At 58.4% G+C, this 16,142-nt stretch carries 10 protein-coding genes; all 10 read right to left on the bottom strand.

Going from position 1 to position 16,142, the window contains the following annotated elements; genetic code table 11:
• Positions 1-451: 451 nt before the first annotated feature.
• The 10 genes from AC0L20_RS21145 to AC0L20_RS21100 all read right to left on the bottom strand — a co-directional run bounded on the left by AC0L20_RS21145 (position 452) and on the right by AC0L20_RS21100 (position 16,058).
• Positions 452-1,531: a glycosyltransferase family 61 protein gene (locus tag AC0L20_RS21145; RefSeq protein ID WP_473291766.1), complete on the bottom strand. Its 1,080-nt coding sequence runs from the start codon at positions 1,529-1,531 to the stop codon at positions 452-454.
• An 87-nt stretch (positions 1,532-1,618) separates the two neighbouring features.
• Positions 1,619-2,197, bottom strand: coding sequence for a hypothetical protein (locus tag AC0L20_RS21140; protein WP_473291763.1), 579 nt, complete (start codon positions 2,195-2,197; stop codon positions 1,619-1,621).
• The gene (locus AC0L20_RS21135) at positions 2,197-3,057 is read right to left on the bottom strand and encodes a glycosyltransferase family 2 protein (protein WP_473291760.1); all 861 of its coding nucleotides are present in this window, start codon (positions 3,055-3,057) and stop codon (positions 2,197-2,199) included. The genes AC0L20_RS21140 and AC0L20_RS21135 overlap by 1 nt, the downstream gene beginning before the upstream one ends.
• A 182-nt stretch (positions 3,058-3,239) precedes the next feature.
• Positions 3,240-3,683 carry a hypothetical protein gene (locus AC0L20_RS21130; RefSeq protein ID WP_473291757.1) on the bottom strand — a complete coding sequence of 148 codons (444 nt, stop codon included), beginning with the start codon at positions 3,681-3,683 and terminating at the stop codon, positions 3,240-3,242.
• Between the two features lie 12 nt (positions 3,684-3,695).
• A complete protein-coding gene (locus AC0L20_RS21125; protein ID WP_473291754.1) occupies positions 3,696-7,811 on the bottom strand; it encodes a glycoside hydrolase family 99-like domain-containing protein in 4,116 nt (1,371 codons plus the stop codon).
• 337 nt (positions 7,812-8,148) lie between these two features.
• Positions 8,149-10,188, bottom strand: a complete 2,040-nt coding sequence (locus AC0L20_RS21120; RefSeq protein ID WP_473291832.1) for a tetratricopeptide repeat protein — start codon at positions 10,186-10,188, stop codon at positions 8,149-8,151.
• The gene (locus AC0L20_RS21115) at positions 10,188-11,537 is read right to left on the bottom strand and encodes an HlyD family type I secretion periplasmic adaptor subunit (RefSeq protein ID WP_473291751.1); all 1,350 of its coding nucleotides are present in this window, start codon (positions 11,535-11,537) and stop codon (positions 10,188-10,190) included. Before AC0L20_RS21115 ends, AC0L20_RS21120 begins: the two co-directional genes overlap by 1 nt.
• Entirely contained in the window at positions 11,527-13,743 is a 2,217-nt protein-coding gene (locus AC0L20_RS21110) for a peptidase domain-containing ABC transporter (protein WP_473291748.1), read from the bottom strand. Before AC0L20_RS21110 ends, AC0L20_RS21115 begins: the two co-directional genes overlap by 11 nt.
• 208 nt (positions 13,744-13,951) lie before the next feature.
• Positions 13,952-14,557, bottom strand: coding sequence for a class I SAM-dependent methyltransferase (locus AC0L20_RS21105; protein WP_456769705.1), 606 nt, complete (start codon positions 14,555-14,557; stop codon positions 13,952-13,954).
• Between the two features lie 193 nt (positions 14,558-14,750).
• Entirely contained in the window at positions 14,751-16,058 is a 1,308-nt protein-coding gene (locus AC0L20_RS21100) for a calcium-binding protein (RefSeq protein ID WP_473291745.1), read from the bottom strand.
• Positions 16,059-16,142 lie beyond the last annotated feature (84 nt).

The following is a 16,142-nucleotide window of genomic DNA, read 5'->3' as shown; positions in this document are numbered from 1 at the left end:
GGATCCGCCAGTTCCCCTATCCGCCCACATTTCCCCAGTGCCCCTAGCAAGACCCTCCGGGTCGATTAGTGCAGGCGCTTTCGTGCTTGGAGAGCCAATTCGCTGCTCGATCGCTCCGCCCAGCAAGCCGAATGATAAGGCAGTTGCAGCTAGAGCAATTGCACGAATGATAGTCATATCCACGTACTCCTTCGCGCTTTGGAAAGCACTTAACGTTCTAGGCGTTCGGCGAACAAAATATCTATTCGCTGCGTCGAACGCTGCACTCTAGTGGGGTCCAACGTTTGAGCTTGTCCAAACTTACCGAGGACAAAGGACCCGCCCCACCAACCTGTGGGTAACCCCCCTTCAAATGTCGTTATGGGCAGACACGATCTCCTAGTCCCTTGTGAGGTCGAAATGTCGAACGCTTCTAGTAATACTGAACAAGCCGCGGCGCGCAGCTAACACGCTAAGTCGCTCCTATTGCGAGCATAATCCGATCAGGCTCCACGATGAATCTGGCATTTTCCTTTGTTGGTGGCCAACCACATAGTCGCCCTCCTTGCGGAACAATCGAAAAGATCTGATGACCTAATCCAATAGACAATCGCCGTTGGACGGAATTGAACGGATTCACCTGAACAATCCGCGTGCCGGGCAAGCAGAAAATTGCATTATGAAGAGCTGACGATAGCTCTCCTACAATGATACTAGCTTGGTGAAACGTTCTTACTTGTTCGGAAATTGGATGAAGTTCTGGCTGAAACACTTCAAAACCTTCTCTCTGAAGAGTGCTCTCTACCTCTTCCTCGTTCTCCCAAGTCCTAAAATCATCGCTGGCGCTTCTCCTCGCTCTGCGTGAGATGAAGAGCTTTCTTGTTGCTCGCTCGCCGGCTCTGCAACCACATGCCACCTTCACTGCTTCGATGAACTCAAGGAACGCAGTGCCAGGTCGATAGTGATCCAGCAGCATGTCACTGTAGAATGCAGACTCCACCTTTGTTCTCATTCCTCTCTTGAGAAATCTTCTTGGCGCGCCTGGTGCAAGCATCTCTATCCAACCCAGCACAAATTTTGGCGTATACCAATTCAATAAAATCGGGAGATCATCAAACGTTGAGCGCATCCGATTGTAAGCAAGAAGCTTCGGCGCCATCTCGAGCAAGAAATGACCATAAATTGGTGTGGGATTGTGCGGCAGGACAAATGCCGATTGTAGATCTTCGTCGTATGCTTCGTTGTTGCGTGAATGGCGCGCGATGTTCGGATCATCTGTAGTTTTATCAGAGTAGCTCGGCACGATGTTGCCGATATTAAAAGGCCGACCAGTTCGCATCAGCGAGCCGCCATTGGAGAAATATTCGATCTCATCGAATTTGTAGACGAATATGGGCCGCAAGGGACCAGAGGGGTCCAATTTTGGGAGAGCATCACCACGTTCGGTCGCGAGAATTACTTCTGTTCCTACTGGATCATACTGCTCGCCGTTCCAAAGCAAGAAAGGCTCGCGATAGCTCGAGTCTACCCAATCTTGGAATGAACCATACATAATTCAGCTATTCTAAAGAGCCATCAAAGGTTACTTTATCCAAACGGTTGGATGGTTCCATCCTCGCCAAAGCAAGAACGCTCTCGTTCACCGAGGGTCGAAACGGTGGAGCGTTAGTTCTTCGCGAACGAGCACTGGATCTAGTTCGGGGCGTTTCGCGAATACTGCCATCTCTGATGCGATCGCAATCGGGCGCAAGAATTTCTCGACCACGTGATAGTGCGATCGGCCGCCATAATCATGAATAGCCACGATCGCATCTGGGCGTAGATTAAGAATTGCCTGTAAAGTACATGCGACACGGAAACGCCCATCGATGAAGCAAAATTCCGCGCCATTGCTTCGAGACATCGTCCAAATGTGCTCGTGGTAGTGTGCCCATGTACTCTTGCGAGAATCGTCCGACGGATAACCCCAATTGCCAAGCGGCCCTATATCCACATGCACGAGCTCCGGCCTTGTCGGACTCTCCTTTGTCTCGTCGGCGACTTTGCCCAACCACTCTAACGAAGAGTCGACCGAGATGATCCAATCCTTTTTTGTCTGAGCAGCAAGCCACGTGCTTCCCCCGGAGCCGAACTCCACCACGGTACGGGCGCACCGAACGAAGCTCTCGAACAAAAGAAGTTCATCTTTTCGCATTGCAACGTGCATCAAACTACCCATCAGAAGACACGATTAAAACTCAGTGGAATTCTGATTAGTTCTCGTCCGAATTTGACGGTGTCGACCCAAAACGTCTTGGTCTCCTGCTGAAGTTTTTCACTTGCCTTGAACTCTTTCGTGTAAGCGCTCAAGAGGCCGTCTTCTCCAGAGAACGGATCGTCTTCCACGATCGGTAGCCTTCCCCACTGCTCCACCATGCCCATCATGCTCTGATCTGTTACCCTTTGATGTCCACCGGCGGTCTCCCTGGACCATGGCATCTCGCGAGTTGTCTTCAATCGTTCCAGCGTCTGCGTCATGTCGGCATAGCGCAGGTGGAAGAGGAACAGATCGCCGAATTTGGCAGGCAGTTCTCTACTATGAAAGCCCGGCCACCAAGTTACTGACTTTGACGTTAAGTTCGGCTTATTCATCGCAGAACTGTAATGTACGTAACTTCTCTGCTGAAGGATCGGAAGGTTCGGATCGAGTGCGCCTTCTTCGGGAAGCTTGTGCAGGAGATCGATTCCGATAGAAGTAACGTAGTCTGGCCTGACCTTCTCGCAGTAATCGATGATGCCGTCGAACATTCGCGGATCTGGAACGAGTATCTCGTCACAATCTGTATAGAATACGTAGTCATAGTAACGCAGCAGATTGTTCACGAGGTCGCTGACAAAGAGGGTCCTCTTCTCGTTGTCTTGTGGCGACCTGGGCAGGCGGATCTGGTTGAATCCCTGCAAATTGTCCGTGGAGCAATCATTGGAACCGTGATCGATGATATAGCACTGCCCAGCTCCGAGTTGAGATCCGTAGTATTTGGTCCAGATCGGCAACTTATACTTTTCATTGAAGACCATTGTGACGGCTGCGACCTTCATGCAATCCTCTTAAAGCCTTCCTTGAGCTCAAACGACGAATAAAGGCACGTCAACTCTTCCCTTTTCAACGCGCGACGCGAAGGGAGATCGCGGGCTCGCGGAAGGAAGGCGCCCATTCTTCATATTTCGGAAAATGTGGAACGTCGATCCTCTACGAGAATGACTACCAGTTGCACCCTCCTTCAGCGATCGAGGAGGACCTTCTTCCACTGATGCGCATTTTCCTCTTCAAGTGCATTCGGGCTTCGCCCCTCGCCTGCTCCCACCAGATTGAAATGCTGGTCAGCTGACGAGACGGCTCCCTTTTTGATCCCCCCTACGACGTCTGGATACTTCTTCAAGTACCAGTCCTCGTCCACGATCGCCATTCCACCCCGTCGCCCCTCGAAATATCCGAAGCCGATAAAGTGCATTAGCCCGCTCTCGACATCTCCCCTGTCGACTGCCTCCCTTACATCCGGGTTTGCAGCCAAATAACTATCCTCATTGAAATCCGCCTGCGCAAGCGCGATCTGGAGCAGGAGTTTCAGGAGGGAAAGAGGGACCTTGACCTCCTGAGCGGCCTCGGCCAGGTCGCGGGTGGAATTGAGGCTCTTGAGCAGGGGCTCGTAGGGAGGGACAAACATATAGGGCTCTCGTTAGTCGGGGGTCGCGGATTTTTGGCTGGCCGGGGCTGCGGATGTGCGCGAGCGGCCTTGCTTTGAGCCGGGCGGCTGCGACCCCTGCCGAAGCGTTGTCGTGGCCGATCCGGTCTTCCCTGATGGTTCGGCCTTGGTCTTTGCTTTAGTCTTTCCCTCGGCCTTTTTCGTGCTCTCTGCGGGCCTTCGGGGCGCGGTGGAAGGTTTGGCGGTCTTCGGCTTGCCGGCCGTGCCAGGCGCCTGGGTAGACTGGGCGACGCCATCTGCACGACGCGCCTCAGCAGGCGCCTCTGCGGGCTTGAGAAGCTGACGCGTAACCTCGTCGACATAAGCGGCCTGGGCGAGCGCCTGCTTCTTCGGCAGCTTGACCGCACCACGGATCGCTGTGTGCATTGCTGCAATTTCGGCGACGTGCTTTTCGGCCTTGAGTGAGTGCGTGACGCTTTCGGCATGCCGACGGTGGACGTTGAGCGGGTCGGCCACATAGGCGATTTTGGCGCCGGCGGGGACCAGTGCCTGCAGGTAAAGACGCCAGTCGCCGGCCATCCGGAAGTCCTTCAGCTCGGAGCCGCAGGCCTCGAGCGCCGTGAGCAGCGCCTCGCGGCGCCAGACCACCGAGCTGACGTTCAGGATCGTGTTCTTGACCGCAAGATAGCGCGCGATGAAATCCGGCCCGCTGAACACCTCGCTGCGCGACAGCGCCTCCGGCTCGATGCTCGCATAATAGGGCTTGTAACTCGCATAGACCTCCCGCCCTTCCGCGTCGATCGAGCGCGAGTCGGAGAAAGCGAGCGCGATGTCGGGATCGGCCTTCATGATGCCGACCAGGCGCGCGAGGAACTGTGGATCGGACTGATCGTCGGCTTCCGCGATCCAGAGGAACTCGCCGCTGGCCATCTCGGCCGCCTTGGCCCATTGCGCAAAGACCGATCCGGAGTTCTCCTCGTTGATGATGAGGGCGAGATCGCGCTGCCGGCCTTCTGCAACCTCCATGATGACGTCGACGCTGCTGTCAGTCGAGGCGTCGTCCAGTACGAGGATTTCGTCGACGGGATGGGTCTGATCAAAGATCGTATCGAGCCGCTCGCCGAGGCAATGGGCGTAGTTGTAGTTTGGCACCGCCACCGAAACGGTTGGAAGAGTGGGCGCAGCAAGCTCGAGCAGGCCCTTGACGTAATTGGGGAACGAAAAATCCTGCTCGATCAGATCCATCATGCGATCCCGCTCGGCGGGCGTGACCGGCGATCGGATGAGTTCGCCGATCGCTCGTGCCATCGCCGCCGTGTCGCAATACTCGACGACCCGGCCAAGCTTGTTCTGCAGCAGGAATTCAGGGATTCCGCCCGAGTTTGCGAAAGCAACCACGGGAACGCCGACGCCGAGCGCTTCCAGAGCAACCGTTGGGAATGGATCTTCGCGCGAGGTGAGCGCAAGCACGGAGGCGGCCGAATAGAAGGTCTCCATGTCGCTACGGAAGCCGATCAGATGAAACGTCTTCGTAGCCTCTGACGCCGCGACTTCACCCGCGAGCCATTCCATCATGCCGGGATCGTGGTCGCCGACCCATACGAAATGGACGCTTGGATTGTTCAGATGCGCAAGCCGCCAGGCCTGCAGAAACAGATCGAACCCTTTGCGTAAGTCAGCATAGCCGACGCCGAGCACGACCGGCGCGCCCGCGGGGATACCCAGTTCGTAGCGCAGCTGCCGCGCCTTGTCCGGTGCGGCCTCGATCTGCTTGTAGCTGCCTTGCGGGAAAATCACGAACCGGTCGGATTTGTCCTCCTCAAGCTTAAGGCCCGCCACGAGACTGTCCTGGACAAAGCGCGAAGCAAACACGACCTTGTGCGAGGCGGTGATGCTGCGCCGCGCCAGATCCTCCAGGTTCTTTTCCCGTAGAATGCGCGGCAGTTCGTGAATGAGACTGATCGTTTTGATGCCGCGCCCAGTGAGGAATGGTACGACGCTGCCGCTCGCTGACGTATTCACGATAGCAGCCGTTACCCCCTGGTCGCAGAGCTCAGCGAGCTTGCCCGGAAGCTCGTTGACGCCGCGGACGATGGTAACCGGCGCCACCTGCGCATATTCAGGCTCGAGCTTGCCGCCGTCCATGAGCAGGAAGCGGACGTCGACGTTGAACGCGCTTCGCAGCGTCTTGCCGATGTGAAGCAGAAGGTGCTGTGCGCCGCTCGGAAACGCGTCATGCCCCACCAGCAGGAGTTTTGGCATGGTGGCATCGCGCTGGATTCCGGCAACCGCCCGCGCCGTCGCATTCAGATAGGCTGATCCATAATAGAGGTCAGGCTCGAGATAGGCGCCCTCGCACCATTCATTCCAGGCATTGACGCAAATGATGCGCTCGCCGAAGAACGTTTCGCATTGAGCGCGCTCGATCAAAGCTGACAGCCAGGCCTCGTATTTCGCCGGCGTGGAGCCCTGGATCACCAGGCCGGATCCCTGACGCCGCGCGTCATTGTCCCAGCTCGGCACCACCGTCTTGATCAGCGGGAAATCCGCACGCGGCTCTTTCAGCGAATAGTCGACCACATCCTCATAGCGGTAGACCTGACCGTTAAAGGTGTCATCGAACAGCTCGACCTCGTTGTTGATACGTGGCGTGAACTTGGTGATCTTGTGGGGCGGAAATTCGATCGCGCCGTCCAGTCCATAAACGCGGGGATCGAAATCGTCGAAGCTCTGGCTCATCACAATGATCGGATCTTCGCCAAACTTCTCGGCGAAGATCTCGCGCCAGCGTTCAATGACCTCCTTGGCATTCGGGATGATGCCAGGCCGATACACCATAAGGAGCGGCCGGCCATCGATTCGAATATAGCGCGGGTCGGAGAAATGCCGCGCATAGTCGGCGAGCAGCAGTTCGTCATCCTCGGCAAGATAATCCTGCGAGATCAGAACCTCGCCTTCCATCCCATCCCAGCGCCGGGTCCAATTTTCGTTCGCCCACATCAGGCAGAACGGCATGTCGACGTCACGGGTCTGAAGGAATTGCTCCAGCGGTCGCTCCAGCAGCCGCTTGCCGTTGAACCAGTAATAGTAGAACACGAAACCATCGATGCCGCTGCGACGCGCAAGCTCGACCTGCTTGCGCATCGTGTTGATGTCCTCGAGGCTATAAAAGCCGAGATCGCGCGGCACGCGCGGCTGATAGTGATCTTTGAAGCGCGGGACGCCGCGGGCAATATTGGTCCATTCCGTAAAGCCTTTGCCCCACCATTTGTCGTTCTCGGGGAATGCGTGGAATTGGGTGAGATAGTACGCCAGAACTTTGGCGCGTCGCTTGGCTCGCGGCGGCAGCGGTTGCAGCTCCTCGAACAGCGGTCCCGTCCGCGTGAATCTCCGGATTTCTGCAGGGATGGTGGCCTCGTTCAGCGGCGGCTTCGAGTAGACGCCCTTCTCCTCGCGATGCTCCAGGAAATGCACCAGCGGGTTCTGGTCGAATTTTCCCCCGAGATAACGCTGCACGTAGAAGCGCACATCGAACTCATCCGAAGGATTACGCCCCTCCTTGAATCCGTACGACATGAAATGCTCGAACGGATCGACGCCGGCTTCGCGAATATCAGGGTAGGTCGACAGATAATATTGCGCGTCGAATTCCGGGATCGGACTGAACGGCCCCTTGCGATTTGCCAGATAATGACCCAGCGGGCTTTCGCTTGGCGTCAGTCCGTAAGACGTCCGATACCAGGCCGGGTCGAAATGTGGATTGGGCCTCGTTCCGGCGGGTTCGCCAATGCGCGCATAGTGCAGCAACGGATTGACGCGGGAGCTGGTCACGTCGGGGTTGGTCGCGATGTACCAAGCCGTTTCAAACAGGACGTTGGGACGTCGTCCCTCCAAAAAGCCGTGGAGGAAGAAATGTTCGAAAGGATCAACGCCGGATTTTGCAACGTCCCCATAGGTGCTGACGTAGTAATCGGTATCGAACAGGCCGTGTCGAACCAAATAGTCCTTTGCGATTTTCAGCTGCTCCGGCGTGATACCTGCCTCGTTAGCAGCCGTGGTCTGCCCCGATTTTTTGGGAGCTTTCGACTTGCTTCCGCCAGACTTCCGGTTGGCGGAGGTTCGGACGAGACCGCTGACAAAATCCGACATCTGAAGCGCCCCAAATCAAGAAGCAGGCCACGTCCTCCAAGCAAACCTGGTGCCACCGGACGCCGAAATTGAATCGAAGAGACTGCCCTTGCTGTTTCTAGATGCCAGCAGAACCTGGCGCAATGCAGCCAAGCAGAGTGTCGTATTTAATCTTAATTCATGGGCCCGTTTCGTCGAAAACAGTGTCGCAAAAGTCACTCACTACGTGCCCCCCTTATGTCTCGGGCCCGGTTCGCTGAGCTCTTGATTAATGTTGCTGCGCTGGCGTGCTTTAAAGCCTCACGGCGAACGGTTCGATGGTGCGGACGCGTAGACAACGCAACTGCGAAGCTGGCCCTTACCTGGTCGGGCCGCGGTTCAGCGCGGCAAGGCGCTGCCGCGCCATTTCATTGCCCTGCTGTGCGGCTTTCTCATACCAGGCGGCAGCAAGCTCGCCATTCCTGGGGGCGCCGGAACCTGCAGCATAGGCATCTGCAAGCGCAAGCTGGGCCGCGGGCATGCCTAGTTCGGCAGCTCGTTCGAACCATTCGACCGCCTTTTCCGCGTTCCGCTCGCAGCCCTGGCCCTTGGACAGCATCACCGCGAGATTGAATTGGCCGAGCGCATGGCCCTGCTTTGCCGCCGCCTCATACCAGCCGAGACCCCGTTGAAGATTGAGCTCGACGCCGTTGCCGGTGCAGAACATCACCCCGAGCTGAAACTGGGCCACCGCATGGCCTGCGCGCGCGGCTTTCTCAAGCCATAGGGCCGCCTGCTTGGGATCGGCACCAAGCTTGTTCTGACCGAGATTGAGGTTTGCCACCTCCATCATGGCCTCGACAGATCCGGCTTCGGCGGCGCCGCTGTACCACTTCACCGCGAGCGACGGGACAGGAGGCCCCCCCAGCCGCCCCGCATAGAGGTGCCCGAGCATAAGCTTCGCCGGCCCGTAGTTGGCCTCGGCGGCCTCCGTCAGGAGGTCCGTGGCGCGCTTGAGCGAGCGCTCCTTGTCCGTCTGGAGCAGGAATTGGGCGTAGGCGACCTTGGCCTCGGGATCGCCGGCGTTGGCGGCCTGCTCCAGCCATTGTTTTGCCTGCGCCTGGTCGGTGCCGCCTCCGCCGGCCGCATGGAGACGCCCAAGCTGAATCTTGGCCGCGCTTAGGCCGCCTTCGGCTGCGACCTCGAACCATTTGATCGCAGCAGGGATATCCTTCTCCAGGCCGGTGCCATTGGCCAAAAACGTCGCGATGTTGAAGGCTGCCGTGGGGTGCTTGTTCTCGGCCGCGCGAAGGAACCATTTTGCCGCCTCCCGCAAATTGGGGGGCGCGCCGTCGCCCGTGGCAAAGAACCGGCCAGTAAAGAATTGAGCCTGCACATCGCCGCGCTCGGCCGCCTTCTGATACCAATAGGCGGCCTCTCGCAGGTCGGGCTCCGCGCCAGCTCCGAGAGCGTAGAATTCGCCAAGCGCCAGGATCGCCGGCAAATAGTCCTTACGCGCAGATTTCCGCAACAGCGTTTCGGCGCGCTCGCGGTCTCGTTCGACGCCGTCCCCGTTGAGACGCATGATACCGATATGGTAGAGCGCAACGGCGTCTTCGTGCTCGGCCGCCTTTGCAAACAGCCGCGCGGCCTCGGCATGATCCTCAGGCAATCCCTTGCCCTTCAAATGCATGAACGCAAGCGCCACCGCCGCTCGGACGTAATCCTGATCCGCAGCCCTGCGGTACCATTCGGCGGCGAGCTCGAAATTTTCCGGGAGTCCGCGGCCCTGGAAGCAGACATCGCCGAGCGCAAACTGGCCGGCCGCAAAATCCTGTTTCGCGGCCGCCATATAAGACTTCATGGCTTCCTTGAGGTTGCGCTCGCAGCCCTCGCCATTTGTGTAGAGGTCGCCAAGCAAGACCTGCGCCTCGGCCTTGCCCGCATCTGCGGCAGATTTGGCCCAACGAAACGCAGCGTCAGAGTTTTTGGCAACGGCCGTCCCATGTGGAAAGATCAGCGCGTGAAGCGAGGATGCCTTCTCGCCGAGGCGCTCCTCGGACGACCGCCGCCAGGTCTCAGCTGATCCAGGCCCGAGTCCGGCCTGGACGCCATAGCGGTATATCAGCGCGAGTTTGTATTGCGCTTCGAGGTGACCTGCCTGGGCCGCGCGCTCGTGCCACGCCACGGCTTCGGCAATGCTGCCACGAACACCCTCGCCTTTTTCGTATAAGAGCGCGATCCGGTGATCGGCTTCGGCATGGCCAAGCTTGCTTGCGTCTTTCCAGGCGTGAAAAGCGTCAAGAAAGCGTGCAGCCTCATAGGCAGCGACCCCCGCATCGAATGGGGACCTTCGGTGACGAAAAGATTTCCCGCGCAAGACCTCCTTGGCTCGCCAAAGGAGAAATTGGGCTGCCATCATGGCTCGCGCATGGCCTCTTTCATGCCCCGAAGCATGCCGCCGAGCAAATACATCGCAACCGATCGCGTTCCGACGTTGACATCCCCGGTGAGGGTCATGCCGGGGATCAAGCGGAAATTCTGGGGCACATCGATGAAGTTCGCGTGCTCGACCGAGCAACGCGCCTTGTAATAGGCCTCAACGGCCCGGCCGTCGTCATCCAGCGTAAATGCGCCTTCGCTGATCCAGCGCACCTTGCCCTCGGCCGTGCCATGTTCGGTGGCGTTAAATGCGTCCACCTTGATGGTGCAGCGATCTCCCGAACGAATGAACCCGATGTCCCGGGACGCAAGCTTGATTTCCGCTTCTAGGCGCGTGCCGACCGGCATGAGGGTGATAAACGGATCGCCCGGCTTTAGAACGGAGCCAATCGAAAGCTTTGCCATCGTCAGCACGACCGATGGCTCGCTTGCAGTCAAGCGCACCAGATCCTGGTGTTTATTGGCCTTTTCGTAGGACGATCGCGCGATATCCAGATTATTGCGGGTCTGGACCAGGTCCTGGCTGAGCTGCGCACGCCACTGCTGGATAAAAGCATTGCGATCGGCCATCAGCGACTGCAGCGTATGCTTGGACTCGAGCAGGCTGTTATGCGTGCTGTCCATCTGCCGCAACAGTTCGATGCGCTGATCTTGCGACACATAGAGATTGAGCTTCGAGCCGCTGCCGCTCTCGGCCAGGCTCGTACGCATATCTTCGACCTTCTTTGCGATCTCTTCGCGCTGGCCGAAACGCTCGTCATCCTTCTCGAGCTTCTGGATAGTAGCTTTCGTCTGCTCGATCTTGGAATTGAAGCTCGATAGCTGCGCCCTGTACTGCGCATCGCGCTGGTCGTACAGCGCCCCCTGCACATCCGCATAGCTTTTGAACGCCTCGTCATCGCGATCGGGGAAGACCAGCACCTTTCCTTCGAGCTCGGCCTTGTCCCGCATCATTTGCGTTTCAAGGCTCGCGATCTGCAATTTGTACTGGTGCACATCCGCTGCGGTAAAGGTAGAATCAAGCGTAGCGACCAATTGCCCGGTCTTGACCTGATCCCCTTCCCTGACGTCGATGGTCTTGATGATCGAGGGGTCGAGTGCCTGCAACACCGTGATTTGGTCGACCGGAACGATCTTGCCGCCGACGCTCGAGACCACACGATCGATGCGCGTCAGACACATGATCCCAACGATCACGACAACGAAAGCCGTGAGCACCAACAGGGTGGCGCGGGCAACCCGGGGCTCTGCCTCCTCGCGGATCGCGTCCGTCTCGGACTGAAACTGTCGAACGGTCGTAAGGGACGCTTGCTGACTACGAGACAAGGCTGGGGCTCCGTCGAACCGGTGCAATCATATGATTATTCTGCTGATGCCAGAGCCCGCTATAGATGTCGTTTCGCTCCAGGAGCTCCTCGTGCCGGCCCACGTCGTCGATCACGCCGCGGTTCAGGACCACGATAGCGTCGCACTTCACGAGCGAGGACAGACGGTGCGAGATAACGATCAACGTGCGCCCATGAGCGATGCGTGCTATATTCGCATTGACGATGGCCTCGCTGTCGGCATCGAGCGCGCTCGTGGCCTCGTCCAGGATCAGGATCGGCGGGTCGACGATCAGCGCCCGCGCAATCGCAAGGCGCTGCCGCTGACCACCGGAAAGGTTCGGCGAGCCTTCATATATATAGGTCTCGTAGCCGCGCGGCAGCTTGTCGATGAACTCCTCGGCGCCGGCAAGTCGCGCCGCGCGTACCACCTCATCGAACGTAGCATCGGGCTTCGCCGCCGCGATGTTCTCCCGGATGGTTCCACTGAACAGGAAGTTTTCCTGCAGGACAACACCGACATTGCGCCGAAGATGGTCGACATCATACTCCCGCACATCGATGCCATCGATCTTGATAAGCCCACCATAATCAGAGTGAAGCCGCTGCAACAACCGAGTGATCGTCGTCTTGCCCGAGCCGCTCTTGCCCATGATCCCGAGCGTTTGCCCTTGCGGGATTTCGAACGAGACGTCGTTAAGCGCCGGCGTGACCGTCCCCTTGTACTTGAAGGTCACACCGGAAAATTCAACCTGCCCCTTAAATGGCGTGCGCACACCGTGACCTGAACGGCCCTCTTCGGCGGGTTGATTGACAAGCTTGCCGACCGTGGCGACGGCCGTCCGCGCTTCGTCATATTGGTTGATGAGCTGCGCCATTTGCATCAGCGGAGCCGAAACCCGCTGCGATAGCATCAGAAACGCAAACATGGCGCCAATGTAGATCGGATCATTCGTCGTGAGCGCCAGATAAACGCCGATGGCGTAAGAGCCGCTGACCGCGAGCCGCTCCAGCGGCCGAACCACGGTTTGGATCATGGTGCCGGTCATGGCCTCGCCAACCCGCGCTTTGGCGACGCGGGCGACCAACACGTCCCACATATGCCGTTGACGTGCGTCGAGCGCGAGCGATTTGATGGTGCGAATGCCGTTGAGCGATTGGATCAGGAACGCACCTTGCGCGCCCTCCGCAGCCATTACTGCAGCGGATCTTTTACGATAAGCCGGCAGCATGAGCACCAGCCAGGCCACGATCAGGCCGGCAAATCCGAGCACAATGAAGGTCATGACCGGGCTGAAGAAGAACATCACCGGCAGGAAGAACAGCAGCATCGTGGAGTCCAGGACGGTGCCGAACAATTGGCCAACCAGGAACGTTCTGACCCGGAAGACTTCGCGGATGTCGCGCGAGATCAGGCCGACCGCGTTTTGCTCGAAATAGTCGATCGGCAGGCTCAACACTTTCTCGAAAACGTAGGTGGACAGCTTCACGTCAAGACGCGAGGTGAGCCGGTGCACCAAGAACTGTCGCAGGAACGAGAATGCGGCTTCGAATGCGATCACGACCAGCATGCCGACGCAGAGCACATAGAATGTGTTGTACGCCTTGTAGAAGATCACCTTGTCCGACATGAGACGCCAGAACATGATCGGCGCGAGCGACAGGAAGCCGAGCACGAGCGCGGCGATCGCGACGTCGCGCACCATGCGCCGCTCGCGAAAGATCAGCGACGTGATGAGTCCGAAGCTGAACGGCTGGTCCTCATCCGAGATCTCGTAGTCGCGCTTGACCAGCACGACATCCCCCGACCAGATGTCCTCGAACCGCGGCTGGTCGATGACCAGCAGGGCATCGTCCGCCGCATTGGGATCACGGAGCGTGACGCGGATATTTTGTGGATCGCCGTCAACGGAGAGCAGCACCATGGCGGCGCCATTGCGAAGCCAGACGACCGCCGGCAGTGCCTTCTTCAGCTGCGCCAGATGGGCCCAATCGAGCTTGACCGCCTTGGCCTTCATGCCGGCATTCTCGGCACATTTGATCAGCTGCGGGATCGAGACGTTCTGATCGCGAAGCAAATTGTCCTGCACCAGCTGAGTCGGCGTCAAATGCATCCCATGCTGGCGGGCCACGATGACAAGACACTCAAGTGCCGAGGCGGGTGTGGGGTCGGTCGAGGCGCCTTCGCGAACGAGTTCGGAGCTCATTGGGTCCTGTCTCTAACCTCTAGAAGAAACGATATGGCCTACCGACGGAGCCGAAAAATCTAACGCTCTGACGCTTCGGGCCAAGCTATTAAATTCATATAATAAATCAGGTGATCTTGCTATGCGGAAAGCCCGCTTCCATGGGGTAAAAAGCCACCTCTTCTGCGATAAACCTTAACACTGCGGCGGGGAAGCTTCCGGTCACAAGCTAGGCAAATTGCTCCTGAAAATCGAAGCCGCAGGCGGCAAGCTCCTTCTGAATGGCAACGCCATCGGCCTCGGGCATTATCGCCAGCGCGCAGACCTCAAAATCCTGGCTCCGGACCGATACCGTGGGGAAGCCTGCACTGAGCAGCAGGTTGCCAAGCCGCTCCGGCGTAAAACCTGTGCGGTGGGCCATATAGTGTTGCCCCTCCTCGATCGAGCGCGTGTGACCATACAGCATATCGAGCGGACGTATCGGCCCAACCGGCGATTCGTAGGCCACAGCGGCAATCCCATGCTCAACGATGAACTGAGCCACCGCCTCCAGATCCGGGCTCATGATGAGAGCGAATCCATCTGACTTGAGAACCCGGTGGAATTGCCGCAGCGCCGGATAAACCTCATGGGCGTAGAGATGCTCAAGCACGTGCGAGGACCAGACCGCATCAAAGCTTTGAGGGCCAAAGGACGCATCGAGCCGGCTGATCGAGCCGACCACGTCCGGCCGAACGCCCGGGTCGATGTCCAGCCGCACTTCTTCCCAATCCGCTTTCGCCGTCATTCGGGCGATCCGTCGAGCAGGACCTGGACCGGAGCCAGCGTTGAGCATGCGCTTGTGGGGCAACGACGTTCCTCCGGACAATCTCAATCAAACCTTGGCCCGAGATTACCAAGCCGACCGGACCCCTGCCAGCCGGTCACGACTCTCACCGAATTAACGGTAAACGATGCGAGCTCAATAGCTTAGTCGAGACGAAAAAGCCCCGCCGAGGCGGGGCTTTCCAATCCGCCGATCAGCGGAATTAAGTGAGCTTGACCACCTGGTCGGTGAAGTAAAGCTCCGTGATGCCGGTGACCTTGATTTCCTGACCATCGTTGAAGGTGATGGTGTAGCTGCCGGGCGCCGTCGGATCGAGTGACTTGACGTCGCCGAGCGAACGGTCGTTGAAACCGACAATATCCGTACCACCGCCACCGATAATCGTATCGTTGCCAATCTTGGTTTCAACGTGGAAGGTATCGTCGCCCGCGCCGCCCTGCAGCGTCGAGGACGCTCCGGAGCTGCCATAAAGCCAGAATTCATTCTTCGATCCGGCCGCGCCCGTATCCTGGAAGTAATCGCCTTGCTGGCCAATGATAGTATCATTGCCTGCACCGCCGATGAGCGTGTCGGTGCCCGCACCAGCCGACCCATCGTACAATTTTGTGTTGCCGGTGGTTCCCTGCAGGAGCTGATGCTGGCCAGAGCCTGCGATCAGGAAGTTGTCGCCCGCACCGCCCGTGAGCGTATCGCCACCGCCGCCGCCATAGAGCGTATCGGCACCTGCGCCGCCCTGCAGCGAGTTGGCTTCACCCGTCTGCGTGCTGCCCGAACCAAGGGCCGAGGCATCGCTGGCCGTGCTGCCCGAAATGACGGTCGAGTTGATACCGCCATGCAGCTCGTCGCTGCCGGTGCCACCGTTGATCGTATCCGCACCGTAACCCCAGATGGTGTCGTTGCCGGCGCCGCCCAGAAGCGTGCTCGAACCGGACGAAAAATCACGGATGTCATCGTTATTGTCGCCGCCGTCGAGCAACTGATGCCCGCCGGTGCCGGCCCGCAGCACGTCGTCACCCGCACCACCGTAAATGCTGTCCTGACCACTGCCGCCATAGATGGTATCGCTGCCGCCGTCACCAAAGAGCTGGCTGTTGCCGCTGCCGCCGCCAATCACGTCGGCGCCGGAGCCGCCCCGCACCGTGTCGTTGCCGCTATCGAACAGGTTGACGCTGTCGTTGCCCTCACCCATCGCCACGAAGACGCCGTTCGATCCGCCCGCAACGTTGAGCTGGTTGCCGCCGGCATCATCCATGATGATGGCCTTGAGCGTCGAGGAGGTCTGAACGGTCGCCGAATTCGTGAGGTCCACAACCTGAACGATGCCGGGAACCGGTCCGCTGGTGTAGGTGCCCTGCTCAACCCAGGCCTTCTTGCCGTCCTCAGGATCCGGATCGTAGACGCCGCTGTTTTCAAGAGACGCGATCAGTGCCGCTTGAACCGTGGGATCGAGATGCCCCGCCGCCGTGAGGTCGGCATTCAAATCCGTCTTCGTCAAATAGCTGACAGCCATACAAGACCCCTGAAATTTCCTAACCCAGCCGGCTCATGGGGAAGCCAGATGGAAACGAATCAACCTCGAAAAAGGCATTTCAAA

This window comes from Bradyrhizobium sp. Kon58 (assembly GCF_055807455.1).
This window is presented reverse-complemented; position numbering and strand designations above follow the sequence as displayed.